This is a genomic window from Roseateles asaccharophilus, assembly GCF_031458115.1.
In the GTDB taxonomy this organism is placed as follows: Bacteria; Pseudomonadota; Gammaproteobacteria; order Burkholderiales; family Burkholderiaceae_C; genus Pelomonas; species Pelomonas asaccharophilus_A.
Map to the genome: position 1 here is coordinate 716,748 of NZ_JAVDXV010000001.1, position 14,392 is coordinate 731,139.

Genomic DNA, 14,392 nt, shown 5'->3' on the forward strand with positions numbered 1-14,392 from the left:
CCTTAGTTCACGGCCGCCTTTCGAGGCGCATCAAGCGCAGAGCCTTCCCTCCCGAAGAATCGGGCAGCGAAGGAAGTTCTGCCGTGCCGTACCGTTTCTCCAGCCTCATTGTTCTCCTGATGCTGCTCTGGCGGCCCGCGTCGGCGGCCGAGCTGACCCCGCTGGAGTACCGCTGGCTGCAGGGCGTCTGGCCCGTCGTCAGCCATGCGCGCCAACAGTTGGCGTTGCCGCTGGACATCGTCGTCCAACCCCAGGATGCACCCGGTGCGGCGCCGCTGGCGCTGGGTTTTGTCGATGGCCGCTGCAAGCTGGTGCTGTCGCTGCGCGGCAACCCGCTAGGCCAGCGCCAGCTCGACGCCATCGCCGCTGATTTGCAGGCCGCCGCGCTGGAGTTGATGGCCGCTCACGAGGTGGGCCACTGCCGGCGCTATCTGGACGGCGCCTGGTTCAGCCTGCCGGCGGGCTTCGTCGCCGCGCAGGTGCCGGCCGGGCTGTCGACCGACCTGCAGCAGGCCTGGCTGTACATGCGCTCCACGCGCCGCGAGGAGGCCTATGGCGACCTGGTGGGCCTGGCCTGGGTGAAGGAGCGTCATCCCGGCCTGTACGGGCGGCTGCATGCGTGGCTGGTGGCCGAGCGCTCGGCCGACCTGCTGCCGGGCAGCCATCACGACACGCTGGCCTGGCTGGCGCTGGTGCGGGACGGCCGCGTACTGCAAGGCCGCGATCCCTTCGAGGCGGCGGCCAAGGTCTGGCGCGAGGGCTTGAAGGATTGAGACGACACGGCCGCGGCGCGGCTTGGAACGCGGCCAAATACTGTATATATTTACAGTATGCCACCCAAGCCCACCCGCATTGCCGCCGCGCAGCCGGCGCTCGTGCCGCTCGCCTCGATCAAGGGGCGCGGCACGGCCACGGCGATGCCGCACCGCTTCGAGCAGCGCGATCGCGAGCAGTACGACGACGGCTGGGGTTCGCTGGACCAGCAGGCCGACGAGGAGCACCTGCCGCCGGCCACCGAGGTCATCGAGGAGATGGCCAAGAAGATCGTCACCAGCAACCAGTCGCCGGACATCACGTTCGACTACTCCATCAATCCGTACCGAGGCTGTGAGCACGGCTGCATCTACTGCTTTGCGCGGCCTACGCACAGCTATCTGAACCTGTCGCCGGGGCTGGACTTCGAGACCCGCATCGTCGCCAAGGTCAACGCGGCCGAACGCCTGCGCGAGACGCTGGCCGGCGCGCGCTACGAGCCGCGCTCGCTGGTGCTGGGTACGGCCACCGATGCCTACCAGCCCATCGAGCGCAAGCTGGGCATCACGCGGCGCATCGTGGAGGTGCTGGCCGAGTGCGGCCATCCGTTCTCGGTGGTCACCAAGAGCAGCGGCATCGAGCGCGACCTGGACCTGATCGCGCCGATGGCGGCGCAGGGGCTGGTGTCGGTCTATCTGTCGATCACGACGCTGGACAACGACCTGGCCCGCATTCTTGAACCCCGCGCGGCGGCCCCGGCGCGGCGGCTGCGCACGATCAAGGCGCTGGCGGATGCCGGCGTGCCGGTGGGTGTCAGCGCGTCGCCCATCATTCCATTCATCAACGAGCCGGAGCTGGAGCGCATCCTCGAAGCCGCGGCGGCCGCTGGTGCCAGCAGCGCCTTCAGCATCCCGGTGCGGTTGCCTTGGGAGGTGAATCCGCTGTTCCAGGACTGGCTGCAGCGCCACTTTCCCGACCGCGCCGAGCGCGTGATGGCCCGCATCCGCGACATGCGTGGCGGCAAGGACAACGATGCGCGCTTCGGCACGCGCTTCACCGGCGAGGGCATCTGGGCGGAGCTGCTGCAGTCGCGTCTGCGCCGCGTGGTCAGGAAGCTGGGGCTGCGCAACGAACGGCGGCCGGTGCAGCTGGCGGTGTTCCAGCCGCCGCGCAAGCCATCGGCGCAGGGCGACCTGTTCTAGCGCCGGCAAGCCGCCAACAGGTCCCACTGCGGCCTGTAGGCATCGGCCCGCGCGCCCACCCAGCCCATCGTGGTGTGGAACAGGTGGTCATGCGAAGCTGGCTTGTCGCGCAGGCCGGTCAGACACCCGGGCTTCAGCGACGCGGCCAGCGTGCCGCCCTCGGGCATCCACAGAATCATGGGCACATGCGTCTGCTCGCGCGGCGCCATCGCATAGGGCATGCCGTGCAGGTACAGGCCCTTCTCGCCCAGCGACTCGCCGTGGTCGGACACATAAAGCATGCCGGTGTCGAAATGTGCCTGCTGCGCCTGCAGCCAGGCGATGCTGCGGGCCAGCAGGCGGTCGGTCGTGGCGATGGTGTTGTCGTAGCTGTTGATGACCTGTTCGCGCTGGCAGTGCTGCAGCGCATTGGTCTTGCACTCGGGCTGGAAGGGCTTGAGGTCGGGCGGCGAGCGTTTGTAGTAGGCCGGGCCGTGGCTGCCCATCGGGTGCATGACCAGCACCAAGCCGCGCTTCAGACGCTCCGGATCCAGCGCCGCGATGCGCTGATCCAGGCCGTGCAGCAGTGCCTCGTCGAAGCACTCCCGGCCGGTGCACAAGCCCGGTGGCAGCGGCAACGCGCCGTCCGGCAAGTCCTTGGTGAAGGCGTGCGGCACGCGGTCGCACAAGCCCTTGCAGCCGCTCTGGTTGTCCAGCCACAGCACAGCCAGGCCGGCGCGTTGCAGCACGTCCAGCAGGTTCTCCTGCGCGGCTTCCAGTTTCAGGAATTCCGTGCGGCCCAGCGGCGAGAACATGCATGGCAGCGACGCGGCCGTGGCCGTGCCGCAGGACGTGACGTCGCGCAGGCTCAGCACCTGCAGCTTCTGCAGCTCGGGATTGGTGGGACGTGGGTAGCCGTTGAGGCTGAAGTTCATGGCCCGCGCGGTCTCGCCGACGACCAGCAGCAGCAGCGGCGGCTTGGTGCCTTCGGCGCGCGGCAGCAGGCGGGCGTCGGCGCCGATGACGGCGGGCGGGCCGGCCGGCACGCGCTGGCTGCGCACGGCGGCGGCGCTCAGCGAGTAGACGGCGTTCAGCGGCGTCACCATGTAGCGCAGCTGCTTGTGCGTGCGCGTCGTGGACGACAGCGTAGAGAACTGCAACAGCGCCAGCAACACCATGCCGGCGATGCCCAGCGCGAAGCCGGCCAGGTTGCCGCCCAGCCGCTTCGCCGCCGCCTGCGCCGGCGCGCGCGGGCGGCGCAGCAGCCACAGCGCGGGCAGGGCGCCCAGCAGCGCGACGCTCAGCAGCAGCCGCCAGTTCAGCAGGTCGCGCGTTTCGTGCACGTCGGTCTGCACCAGGTTCGTGACCATGGTGGGGTCGAACACGATGCCGTAGCTGCCGATGAAATAGGCCAGCGCGCCTGAACCCAGCAGCAGCAGCACGAGCGCGACGGTGACCAGCCGCGGCCAGGCCAGCAGGCTCAGCACCGCGCCGGTGGCGCACACCACCATGCCGGCCAGCGCGATGATGAAGACGGGCGTGATGTCCGGCATCGCATGCAACTGCCGCCACAGCGGCCAGTTGGCCAGCAGCCCCATCCACAGCGCGGCCAGCCAGACTTGCGACAACGGGCGGGTGGTATCGGGCCGGAACCAGGCCAGCAGGCACTTGAGCGGGAACATGGGGGCAGCGGATCAGAGGCGGCGCGGATTCTCTCTGGCGGCCGCTTAGGCCAGACTGAGTCGGGTGTCTGGAAGCTGTCAGGCTGCCTGTGGCGCGGCCGTGCGCAGCGCGACGCCGCCACTGGCGCGCGGCTTGCCCGAGCCGCTGCCCATGGGCTTCACGTACTTGTCATGCAGGCCATCGATCTGCTCGGCCAGCGCGGGAGCGTCGACGATCTTCTCGGCATGGCGTTTCAGCACCAGCCCGGCCATGTCGATGAGCTTGGCGTTGCGCGTGACCATGCCTTGTTGGATCAGCAGCTCCACGCCGATGCGTGCATCGCCGCGCAGCGAGTGGCGCATGGCCGTCTCGGCGACGTTGAAGATCTTCTGGTGGCAGTCGCGGAACTGCTCGGCCGAGGCCTGGTGACTCTCGGTCATCGCCACCAGGATCTCGGTGCTGGCCTTGGCGGTGCAGTGGCGCGTGCCCAGCTGCTTCAGCACCGGCATCATTTCCTCCAGCTCCACCTCCTGGCTGGACAGGCGTATCCACAGCGCCGTCAGCAGTGATGCGGCTTCGAGGTCGAAGTTGCCGGCGTCTGCATGGCCCGTGAACTCGCGCGCGATGAGCAGCGCCTGGCCCACGCGCCGCTCCAGCAGGAAGGACAGGCCGCGGAAGACCATGTCGAAGCGCTGCAGCCGTATCGAGCCGGGCGCGCGCTCCAGCGCGGCGGCCAGCGAGTCGTGGGCGTACTTGAAGCCCTTGTAGTCCTTGGCGTCGAAGCGCATCAGGCCCAGCAGCACGAGGCTCAGCATGTCGAACAGCTTGGAACGCAGGCCTTGCGACATCGCGCGCTCCAGCATGCGCGTGGCTTCCTGGCGCTGGCCGGCGTAGAAGCCCAGCGAGCCGCAGCGCTGCAGCCGCAGCAGGCAGCCGGGTGTCAGCGTCGCCGCGGTCTGATAGGTCTTCATGGCCTCGTGCAGGTCGCCTTGCTCCATCTGCACATGGCCCATCAGGTCGTGCGAGTCGGCGTAGTCGGGCAGGTCGCCGATCAGGTTCTCCAGCGTGCGCCGAGCCGCCTGCAGGTTGCCGCTGGCGACCTCGGTGCGCGCCACGCCCAGCCGCGCCCAGGGCACGGTCTTGGCCGCGATGATGGCCTCGTACAGCTTCTTGGCGTCGTCGAAGCGCTTGAGCCGCAGCAGCAGCTCGGCGCCGATGCGCGCGGCGTACAGCCAGTACTTGTCCTTGGCCTCGAAGCGCGCCAGGCACAGGTTGGCGGCGGTATCGAAGTCCTCGCACTCGATGGCCTCGAAGATGCCCTTCAGCACGCGCTTGCGATGCCGCGCGCTGGCCAGCCGCTCGGCCAGGTTGGCGCTGGTGTAGGGCTTGATCAGGTAGGCGTCCAGCGCGGCTTCCGCCGCCTCGGCGACCTTGGCGTAGGTGGCCTCGCTGGTCACCATGACGAAGACGGTGGAGTAGGGCAGCAGACCCTCGCGGCGCAATTCGTCCAGCAGGTCCTGGCCCGAGGTATCGCCGCTGTCGAAGTGGTAGTCGCACAGCACGATGTCGAAGCTCTGGTACTCCAGCATGACGCGCGCATCCTTCACACGCGGCGTCTGCTTGACCGTACCCACACCCAGGTCGCGCAACTGCGACGACATCAGGCTGCGCGAGTTGGCATTGCTGTCGATGATCAGCGCCGTCGCTTCCTGGATGTGCTGGTCCATCAGGAACATGCCGCCTCCTTCCCCGGCGCAAGGCCGTGGACTGTGAGCGGGGGGCGGGTAGGCGTGATCACTTATGAGGTTCCGTGCCGATTGCGGGCGGACTTTATGGTTTCCGCTTCGTAAAGTGACAGCTGGTTTACGCGCGCTTTCGGTGCCGCACGTGACATAAGGCGCAGGCTTGCTTCGCGCGGCGCGCAGGTTGGCGCATGAAAAAGGCCGCAGGCCCGTCGAAACGGGCTGCGGCCTCGGTCTTGAGATGAGCCGGCGTGCGGCTTACTTGAACAAGTCCTTCACGCGGTCGGTCCAGCTCTTGGCGTTGGGCGAGTGCTTCTCGCCGCCCTTCTTCAGCGACTCGTCGAGCTCCTTGAGCAGCTTCTTCTGATGCTCGGTCAGCTTGACGGGCGTTTCGACGGCGATGTGGCAGTACAGGTCGCCCGGGTAGCTGGAGCGCACGCCCTTGATGCCCTTGCCGCGCAGGCGGAAGGTCTTGCCGTGCTGCGTGCCCTCGGGCAGCTCGATCTCGGCCTTGCCGCCCAGCGTGGGCACCTCGATGCCGCCGCCCAGCGCCGCCGTGATCAGCGAGACGGGCATCGTGCAATGCAGGTCGTCGCCGTCGCGCTCGAAGATGTCGTGCTGCTTGATGCGGATCTCGATGTAGAGATCGCCCGCCGGGCCGCCGTTCACGCCAGGCTCGCCATTGCCCGCGGAGCGGATGCGCATGCCCTCGTTGATGCCGGCCGGGATCTTGACCTCCAGCGTCTTCTGCTTCTTGACCTTGCCCTGGCCGTTGCAGCTGGTGCAGGGGTCGGGAATGATCTTGCCGCTGCCGTGGCAGTGCGGGCAGGTCTGCTGGATGCTGAAGAAGCCCTGGCGCATGTGCACCGTGCCGGAGCCGCCGCAGGAGCCGCAGCTCTTGGCGCTGGTGCCGGGCTTGGCGCCCGAGCCGCCGCAGGTCTCGCAGCCTTCCCAGCTGGGAATGCGGATCTGCGTCTCCTTGCCGCGTGCAGCTTCTTCCAGCGTGATCTCCATCGCGTAGCTGAGGTCGCTGCCGCGGTAGACCTGCTGGCCGCCGCCGCCGCGGCGCTGCCCGCCCTGGCCGCCGAAGATGTCGCCAAAGATGTCGCCGAACGCCTCGGCAAAGCCGCCAAAGCCTTCCGCGCCCGGGCCGCCGCGGCCGCCACCCATGTTGGGGTCCACGCCCGCATGGCCGTACTGGTCGTAGGCGGCGCGCTTCTGCGAGTCGGACAGCATCTCGTAGGCCTCCTTGGCCTCCTTGAAACTCTCCTCGGCCGCCTTTGCCCCGTCGCCCTGGTTGCGGTCGGGGTGGTGCTTCATGGCCAGCTTGCGGTAGGCCTTCTTGATGTCGTCATCGGACGCGTTCTTGGCGACGCCGAGGACTTCGTAGTAATCGCGCTTGGAAGCCATGCTTCTCTTTCAATGGAAAAGCCCGAGGGCGCTCTGGAGCGCTCCCGGGCCGTGAAGTCATCGAAGGATTACTTGGTGTCCTTGACTTCCTTGAACTCGGCATCCACGACGTTGTCGTCGGCCGGACGCTTGGCTTCGCCTTGCGGCGCAGCCTCGGGCTGCTCCGCACCGGCCGCGGCAGCGGCCGCGGCCTGTGCACCCTGCTGGTCGGCGTAGATCTTCTCGCCCAGCTTCTGGCTGGCGGTCATCAGCGCCTCGGTCTTGGCCTCGATGGCGGCCTGGTCGTCGCCCTTGATGGCTTCTTCCAGTTCCTTCACGGCGGCCTCGATCTTCTCCTTCTCGCCGGCATCCAGCTTGTCGCCGTGCTCGGCCAGCGACTTCTGCACGCTGTGCACCATGCCGTCGGCCTGGTTGCGGGCCTGCACCAGCTCGACCTTCTTCTTGTCCTCGGCCGCATTGGCCTCGGCGTCCTTCACCATCTTCTCGATCTCGGCTTCGGAGAGGCCCGAGTTCGCCTTGATGGTGATCTTGTTTTCCTTGCCGGTGCCCTTGTCCTTGGCGCCGACGTGCAGGATGCCGTTGGCGTCGATGTCGAACGACACCTCGATCTGCGGCACGCCGCGCGGCGCCGGCGGGATGCCTTCGAGGTTGAACTCGCCCAGCGACTTGTTGGCCTGGGCCAGCTCGCGCTCGCCCTGGTAGACCTTGATGGTCACGGCCGGCTGGTTGTCTTCAGCGGTCGAGAAGGTCTGGCTGAACTTCGTCGGGATGGTCGTGTTCTTCTTGATCATCTTCGTCATCACGCCGCCCAGGGTCTCGATGCCCAGGCTCAGCGGGGTGACGTCCAGCAGCAGCACGTCCTTGCGCTCGCCGCCCAGGACCTGGCCCTGGATGGCGGCGCCGACGGCCACGGCCTCGTCGGGGTTCACGTCACGGCGCGGGTCCTTGCCGAAGAACTCCTTGACCTTTTCCTGCACCTTGGGCATGCGGGTCATGCCGCCGACCAGGATCACGTCGTCGATCTCGCTGACCGACACGCCGGCGTCCTTGATGGCCGTGCGGCAGGGGGCGATGGTGCGCTCGATGAGCTCGTCCACCAGCGACTCCAGCTTGGCGCGGGTCAGCTTGACGTTCAAGTGCTTGGGGCCGGTCGCGTCGGCCGTGATGTAGGGCAGGTTGACGTCGGTCTGCGCGCTGTTGGACAGCTCGATCTTGGCCTTCTCGGCGGCTTCCTTCAGGCGCTGCAGGGCCAGCACGTCCTTGGTCAGGTCGACGCCCTGGTCCTTTTTGAACTCGGCAATGATGTAGTCGATGATGCGCTGGTCGAAGTCCTCGCCGCCCAGGAAGGTGTCGCCGTTGGTCGACAGCACTTCGAACTGCATCTCGCCGTCCACGTCGGCGATCTCGATGATGGACACGTCGAACGTGCCGCCGCCCAGGTCATAGACGGCGATCTTGCGGTCGCCCTTGCCGTGCTTGTCCAGGCCGAAGGCCAGCGCCGCGGCAGTGGGTTCGTTGATGATGCGCTTGACGTCCAGGCCGGCGATGCGGCCGGCGTCCTTGGTGGCCTGGCGCTGGGCGTCGTTGAAGTAGGCCGGCACCGTGATGACGGCCTCGGTCACTTCCTCGCCGAGGTAGTCCTCGGCGGTCTTCTTCATCTTGCGCAGCACTTCGGCGCTGACCTGCGGAGGCGCGAACTTCTTGCCGCGCACTTCCACCCAGGCGTCGCCGTTGTCGGCGGCGGCGATGGTGTAGGGCATCAGGTCGATGTCCTTCTGCACTTCCTTCTCGGCGAACTTGCGGCCGATCAGGCGCTTGACGGCGTAGAGCGTGTTCTTGGGGTTGGTGACGGCCTGGCGCTTGGCCGAGGCACCGACGAGGATCTCGCCGTCTTCCTGGTACGCAATGATGGACGGCGTCGTGCGCGCGCCCTCGGCGTTCTCGATCACGCGGGTCGTGTTGCCCTCCATGACGGCGACGCAAGAGTTCGTCGTGCCGAGGTCAATACCGATGATCTTTCCCATTTTTTATCGCTCCTGGTGAAATGCTTGGATGCTTCGAATCTGTGGATAACTCGGCCGCCTTCAAGAGCAGCCGGTTGTGAATTACTTGGGCGCGGCCACCGTCACGAGCGCCGGGCGCAGCACGCGATCGGCAATCAGGAAGCCTTTTTGCAGCACGGCCACGACGGTGTTGGCCTCCTGCTCGGCGGGCACCATGGAGATGGCCTGGTGCTGGTGCGGGTCGAACTTCGTGCCGGCGGCCGGGTTGATCTCGACGACCTTGTTGCGCTCCAGCGCGCTGGCCAGTTGGCGGCGCGTGGCGTGCACGCCTTCCAGCACCACCTCAACGGCGGCACCCGGCGTGGCGATGGCGCCTTCCAGGCTGTCCATCACCGGCAGCATGGCCTCGGCAAAGCCTTCCACGGCGAACTTGCGTGCCTTGGCGATGTCGTCATCGGCGCGGCGGCGGGTGTTCTCGACCTCGGCCTTGGCGCGCAGATAGGCGTCGCTCATCTCGGCCAGGCGGCGCTCGAGGTCGGCGATCTTGATCTCGGGGTTCAGGTCGGCCGCGCTGGGCTCGGCGGCTGCGTCTTCGGGCAGTTGGTTGTCGGTCGTCATGGCAGTCAAGGTTCGGGAACGGCGAAGACATGGGGCGCCAATTCCCGCTTTCAAGAGGGGAGATTCAAATTGAATTACTCGGGGTCAACCCGGGTCGTCGCCAGGATCGCGATCGTCCAGCGAGACCGACCAGCGGTCCCACTCGGCCAGGCGGCGGCGGTCCTGTTTGGTCGGGCGACCCTGTTCTATGGTGGCGGCCGGTTCCGGCGCCAGCCGGCGCGCCTCGGCGGCGGCCTCGCGGGCGGTGATGCTGGCGGCGGTTTCGGCGTAGAGCAGCTGCGCCTGCGGCGCTGGGCCACGTTGGTTGGAAAGTCCCTTGACCTCCACCTCGCGGGCAATGGCGCCGATACGGATGCTCAGCACGTCGCCGATCTTCACGTCGCGCGCCGGCTTGACCGGCTGACCGCCCACGCGCACCCGGCCCAGGTTGATCTCGTCGACCGCCAGCGCCCGCGTCTTGTAGAAGCGCGCGGCCCACAGCCATTTGTCCAGCCGCATGCTGGTGGGCGCGTCGCTCATTCCTTCGCTCCGGCGGCCAGGGCCCGCTGCCGTTGCAGCGCCAGCGTGTCGGGGTGGGGCGCCTCGGTAGGCCAGCCCTGCAGGTGGCGCTCGGCCAGCTTCGCCAGCGCGCGCATGCCGTTCGGATGGTCGTTCAGGCAGGGGATGTAGCCGAAGCGCTGGCCGCCCGCGTGCAGGAAGGCCTCGCGGGCCTCCTGGTTGATCTCTTCCAGCGTCTCCAGGCAGTCCACCGCGAAGCCAGGGCAGATGACGTCGACCGATTTCAGGCCGCCCTTGGCCAGCTTGACGAGGCTGGGCTCGGTGTAGGGCTCCAGCCATTTGGCCTTGCCAAAGCGGCTCTGGAAGGTGACCAGCCACTCGCCGTCCTTCAGCCCCAGCGCCTCGGCCAGCAGGCGCCCGGTCTTCAGGCATTCGCAGTGGTAGGGGTCGCCCAGGTGCAGCGTGCGCTCGGGCATGCCGTGGAAGCTCATGACCAGTTTGTCGCCACGGCCTTCGCGCTGCCAGTGCTCGCGCACGGTCTGCGCGAGCGCGGCGATGTAGCCGGCGTCGTCGTGGTAGCGGTTCACGAAGCGCAGCTCGGGCAGATGCCGCGTCTTCAGCGCCCAGCGCGCCACGTCATCGATGACGCTGGCCGTCGTCGCGCCCGAGTACTGCGGGTAGGCGGGCAGCACCAGCACGCGGCGCACGCCTTCGAGCTTGAGCGCGTCCAGCGTGGCCGCGATGGCGGGCTCGCCGTAGCGCATCGCGTAGGCCACCCGCACGCGCAGTCCGCGCTCGCCCAGGTGGCCTTGCAGCAGCTTGGCCTGCTTGGCCGTCCAGACCTTCAGCGGCGAGCCTTCGGGCGTCCAGACGGTCTGGTACTTCGCCGCCGACTTGGCCGGGCGCACGCGCAGGATGATGCCGTGCAGGATCAGTGCCCAGACCAGCTTGGGGATCTCGACGACGCGCGGGTCGGCCAGGAACTGGGCCAGGTAGCGGCGCAGCGCCGGTGCAGTCGGTGCATCAGGCGTGCCGAGGTTGCACAGCAGCACGGCGGTATCTGGGCCGGCGGTAGCGCCGTGCCGCTGCGGCGGTTCGGGAGCGAAGGTCATCAGCGGCGAGAACGGGGGCCGCCGAAGGCTTGCGGCTCCGTGTCGGCAAAGTGCAGCACCTCGAAGCGCACGATGGGCGATTGCTCATCGGTCGGCAGGCCGCCCAGCCCGATGACGCCGCTGCCGTGCAGCGTGCAACTGCCGCGCTTCAGGCTCAGCAGCTCGCCGGACTCGCCGAAGCGCACGTAGGTGCCGTTGTAGGACAGGTCGGTCAGCTCGAAGCTGCTGCCCTGCCAGTCGATGCGGGCGTGCGAGCGCGACACGCGGGCATCCGTGATGCAGTAGGTGGCCTGCACGCTGCGACCCAGCACGATGGGCATCGCGCCGATGTCGAAGACGCGGTCCAGGTCCTGCCAGATCAGCCGCATGCCATCGGGCTCGACCGAGCGCATGGGCTCGCCGAACTGCGTCGCGGTGTCGTCGGCGCTGAGCAGCGGCGCGGCATCGAGGCGATAGACGTGCACGGACTCGATGCGGCCGCGCACCGAGATGCGGTCCAGGCTGCGGAAGCGCCCCTTGGACGCGTGGTGCAGGCCGGCCAGCACTTCGGCCGTGATGAGGATCTCGCCGTCGCCGGCGTGGTCGATGAGGCGGGCGGCCACGTTCACGGCATCGCCGAAGCAGTCGCCGTTCAACTCCACCACTTCGCCGCGCGCCAGCGCCACCTGCAGCCGCAGGGCCAGCATGGCCGGGTTGTTCTGGCGGCGAGCGCGCTGCACCGTGCGCTCCAGCATCTCCTGCATGCGCTGGGCGGCGCGCACGCCATCGCGCGGCGTCTCGAACGCGGCCATCAGGCCGTCACCCAGCGTCTTGATCAGGTGGCCGCCGCTTTCCAGCACGGCCTCGCTGATCTGGCCAACGGTCTGCGTGACCATGCCGCTCGCCTCGGCATTGCCCAGGGACTCGTACAGCCCGGTGCTGCCGCGCAGGTCGGCAAACAGGACGGTGCGCTCTCGGATCGCGGTCATGGGTTCAGTGTAGGACGCAAAAAGAAAGGCCGGACGAACCGGCCTTCGGGAGTCGCGCGCAGCTTGTGCCCAGCCTCGCTGCGCGAGTCAGGGCACAAGTTGCGTTGCCGCTGCGCGGCAGTTCGCTGGCGCGAACCACGTCTCCAGCCAACCTTTACAGGTTGTCCAGATACGTGCGCAACTTGTCCGAGCGGCTCGGGTGCTTGAGCTTGCGGATCGCCTTGGCTTCGATCTGGCGGATGCGCTCACGCGTGACGTCGAACTGCTTGCCGACTTCTTCCAGCGTGTGGTCGCTCTGCATCTCGATGCCGAAGCGCATGCGCAGCACCTTGGCTTCGCGCGGCGTAAGCGAGTCGAGGATGTCCTTCACCACGTCGCGCAGGCCGGCCTGCATGGCGGCTTCGATGGGCGCCGTGTTGTTGGTGTCCTCGATGAAATCGCCCAGGTGGCTGTCGTCGTCGTCGCCGATCGGCGTTTCCATGGAGATCGGCTCCTTGGCGATCTTCATGATCTTGCGGATCTTGTCTTCCGGGATCTCCATCTTCTCGGCCAGCGTCGGGGCGTCCGGCTCGTAGCCGAACTCCTGCAGGTGCTGGCGCGAGATGCGGTTCATCTTGTTGATCGTCTCGATCATGTGAACCGGGATGCGGATGGTGCGGGCCTGGTCGGCGATGGAGCGCGTGATGGCCTGACGGATCCACCACGTCGCATACGTCGAGAACTTGTAGCCGCGGCGGTATTCGAACTTGTCCACCGCCTTCATCAGGCCGATGTTGCCTTCCTGGATCAGGTCCAGGAACTGCAGGCCGCGGTTGGTGTACTTCTTGGCGATGGAGATCACGAGGCGCAGGTTGGCCTCGATCATTTCCTTCTTCGCGTCACGAGAGGCCTTCTCGCCCTCGTTCATCTTCTTGTTGATGTCCTTCAGGTCGTCCAGCGGCACCACGGCCTTGGCCTGGATGTCGATGAGCTTCTGCTGCAGTTCCTGCACCGGCGGCAGGTTGCGGCTCAGGATGACGCTGTAGTTCTTGCCGGCGGCCACTTCCTTCTCGGCCCACTTCAGGTTCAGTGCGTTGGGCGGGAAGGTCTTGATGAAGTGGTCCTGCGGCATGCCGCACTTGTCCACGACGATCTTGCGCAGTTCGCGCTCGTAGCGGCGCACGTCGTCCACCTGCGAGCGCAGGATGTCGCACAGCTTTTCAATCGTCTTGACCGTGAAGCGGATGGTCATCAGCTCGCTGCTGATGGCCTGCTGGGCCTTGTTGTACGAGACCGACTTGTAGCCTTCCTTCTCGAAGGCCTTGCGCATCTTGTCGAAGGCGGCAGACATGGAGTCCAGCTTCACCAGCGCGGCGTTCTTCAGCTCTTCCAGCTTCTTGGTCAGTGCCTTGGAGCCGCCGTTGCCGTCGTCGTCGTCTTCCTCGTCGAACTCGTCGAAGTCTTCCTCGGCCACGTAGTCGTCGGCCTCGTCTTCGGCCACGAAGCCGTCGACGACGTCGGAGATCTGCATCTCGCCGGCGCGGATCCTGGTCGCGTACTCGAGGATGTGGGCGATGGTCGTCGGCGACGCCGAGATCGCCAGCATCATGGCCTGCAGGCCGCCTTCGATGCGCTTGGCGATTTCGATTTCGCCTTCACGGGTCAGCAGTTCTACCGTGCCCATCTCGCGCATGTACATGCGCACCGGGTCGGTCGTGCGGCCGAACTCGGAGTCCACCGTCGACAGCGCGGCTTCCGCGGCTTCTTCGGCTTCTTCCTCGGTCGACGTGGCGGTGGTGTTGCCCTGGATCAGCAGCGTGGCGGCGTCGGGCGCCTGCTCGTACACCGCGATGCCCATGTCGTTGAGCATGGAGATGATGGCCTCGAGGATTTCCTCGCTGACCAGCTTCTCGGGCAGGTGGTCGTTGATTTCCTGGTGCGTCAGGAAACCACGCGTCTTGCCCATCTTGATGAGGGTCTTCAGCTCCGTGCGGCGCTTCAGGGCTTCCTCTTCGGTCAGGGCGGTCTCTTCCAGGCCGAACTCGCGCATCAGCGCGCGCTCCTTGGCGCGGCTGACCTTCATGCGCAGCGGCTTGGCCTTGGCGGTTTCCTCGGTGACTTCCGTCGTCTCTTCCGCAACCGTTTCCTCGGCTTCGCCCTCGACGTCGGCGTCGATGTCGGAGAAGTCCTCGTCGTCCTCGGCGTCCTTCTTGCCGGCCTTCTTGGACGTCGTTTCCGCCTTGGGCTTGCGACCGCGCTTGGGCTTGTCCTCGTCCGCCGCGGCAACCTTCGCTGCAGGCTTGGCCGCCGCCTTGGCAGTCTTGGCGGGCGCTTCGGCAGCAGCCTTCAAGGCCGTCTTCTTCTTCGTTTCTTCGGCGGGGGCGGGGCTGGCCTTGGTCGCGGTCTTCTTGGCGGTCATGCAGGTCCTTCGAGGGGTTTGCGCGGTCAATTCAGAAATGCAGCAGC

Annotated in this window: 11 protein-coding genes; 2 read left to right on the forward strand and 9 right to left on the reverse strand. The window is 67.1% G+C overall.

All coding sequences use genetic code 11. The annotated features are described in order from the left end of the window. Positions 1 to 83: 83 nt before the first annotated feature. Positions 84 to 773: a hypothetical protein gene (locus J2X21_RS03225; RefSeq protein ID WP_310324770.1), complete on the forward strand. Its 690-nt coding sequence runs from the start codon at positions 84 to 86 to the stop codon at positions 771 to 773. A 57-nt stretch (positions 774 to 830) separates the two neighbouring features. After that, positions 831 to 1,955, forward strand: a complete 1,125-nt coding sequence (locus J2X21_RS03230; protein ID WP_310324773.1) for a PA0069 family radical SAM protein — start codon at positions 831 to 833, stop codon at positions 1,953 to 1,955. Here J2X21_RS03230 and J2X21_RS03235 read toward each other — a convergent pair. From J2X21_RS03235 to rpoD, 9 genes are all read right to left on the reverse strand, one after another. Beyond that, positions 1,952 to 3,616, reverse strand: a complete 1,665-nt coding sequence (locus J2X21_RS03235) for a phosphoethanolamine transferase (RefSeq protein ID WP_310324776.1) — start codon at positions 3,614 to 3,616, stop codon at positions 1,952 to 1,954. The genes J2X21_RS03230 and J2X21_RS03235 overlap by 4 nt on opposite strands. Positions 3,617 to 3,694: 78 nt before the next feature. Then, a complete protein-coding gene (locus J2X21_RS03240; RefSeq protein WP_310324779.1) occupies positions 3,695 to 5,332 on the reverse strand; it encodes a response regulator in 1,638 nt (545 codons plus the stop codon). A 264-nt stretch (positions 5,333 to 5,596) separates the two neighbouring features. Beyond that, positions 5,597 to 6,748, reverse strand: coding sequence for a molecular chaperone DnaJ (dnaJ, locus tag J2X21_RS03245; protein ID WP_310324782.1), 1,152 nt, complete (start codon positions 6,746 to 6,748; stop codon positions 5,597 to 5,599). A 68-nt stretch (positions 6,749 to 6,816) separates the two neighbouring features. After that, on the reverse strand, positions 6,817 to 8,772 hold the full coding sequence (dnaK, locus tag J2X21_RS03250) for a molecular chaperone DnaK (protein ID WP_310324786.1): 1,956 nt from the start codon (positions 8,770 to 8,772) through the stop codon (positions 6,817 to 6,819). Positions 8,773 to 8,853: 81 nt separating this feature from the next. Then, positions 8,854 to 9,369, reverse strand: coding sequence for a nucleotide exchange factor GrpE (grpE, locus tag J2X21_RS03255; RefSeq protein ID WP_310324789.1), 516 nt, complete (start codon positions 9,367 to 9,369; stop codon positions 8,854 to 8,856). Between the two features lie 84 nt (positions 9,370 to 9,453). Continuing rightward, complete coding sequence (locus J2X21_RS03260; RefSeq protein WP_310324792.1) at positions 9,454 to 9,888, reverse strand: RNA-binding S4 domain-containing protein; 435 nt, start codon at positions 9,886 to 9,888, stop codon at positions 9,454 to 9,456. After that, the gene (gene hemH / locus J2X21_RS03265; RefSeq protein ID WP_310324794.1) at positions 9,885 to 10,979 is read right to left on the reverse strand and encodes a ferrochelatase; all 1,095 of its coding nucleotides are present in this window, start codon (positions 10,977 to 10,979) and stop codon (positions 9,885 to 9,887) included. The genes J2X21_RS03260 and hemH overlap by 4 nt, the downstream gene beginning before the upstream one ends. Then, positions 10,979 to 11,947, reverse strand: a complete 969-nt coding sequence (locus J2X21_RS03270; protein ID WP_310324797.1) for an adenylate/guanylate cyclase domain-containing protein — start codon at positions 11,945 to 11,947, stop codon at positions 10,979 to 10,981. Before J2X21_RS03270 ends, hemH begins: the two co-directional genes overlap by 1 nt. Before the next feature lie 154 nt (positions 11,948 to 12,101). Then, a complete protein-coding gene (rpoD, locus tag J2X21_RS03275; RefSeq protein WP_310324800.1) occupies positions 12,102 to 14,345 on the reverse strand; it encodes an RNA polymerase sigma factor RpoD in 2,244 nt (747 codons plus the stop codon). Positions 14,346 to 14,392 lie beyond the last annotated feature (47 nt).

Bases quoted from the DNA above. Each gene is read 5' to 3' on its own strand.
- J2X21_RS03270 (WP_310324797.1), bottom strand. From the start codon at position 11,947: ATGACCGCGATCCGAGAGCGCACCGTCCTGTTTGCCGACCTGCGCGGC.
- hemH (WP_310324794.1), bottom strand. From the start codon at position 10,979: ATGACCTTCGCTCCCGAACCGCCGCAGCGGCACGGCGCTACCGCCGGC.
- J2X21_RS03235 (WP_310324776.1), bottom strand. From the start codon at position 3,616: ATGTTCCCGCTCAAGTGCCTGCTGGCCTGGTTCCGGCCCGATACCACC.
- grpE (WP_310324789.1), bottom strand. From the start codon at position 9,369: ATGACGACCGACAACCAACTGCCCGAAGACGCAGCCGCCGAGCCCAGC.
- J2X21_RS03240 (WP_310324779.1), bottom strand. From the start codon at position 5,332: ATGTTCCTGATGGACCAGCACATCCAGGAAGCGACGGCGCTGATCATC.
- J2X21_RS03230 (WP_310324773.1), top strand. From the start codon at position 831: ATGCCACCCAAGCCCACCCGCATTGCCGCCGCGCAGCCGGCGCTCGTG.
- dnaJ (WP_310324782.1), bottom strand. From the start codon at position 6,748: ATGGCTTCCAAGCGCGATTACTACGAAGTCCTCGGCGTCGCCAAGAAC.
- J2X21_RS03260 (WP_310324792.1), bottom strand. From the start codon at position 9,888: ATGAGCGACGCGCCCACCAGCATGCGGCTGGACAAATGGCTGTGGGCC.
- dnaK (WP_310324786.1), bottom strand. From the start codon at position 8,772: ATGGGAAAGATCATCGGTATTGACCTCGGCACGACGAACTCTTGCGTC.
- rpoD (WP_310324800.1), bottom strand. From the start codon at position 14,345: ATGACCGCCAAGAAGACCGCGACCAAGGCCAGCCCCGCCCCCGCCGAA.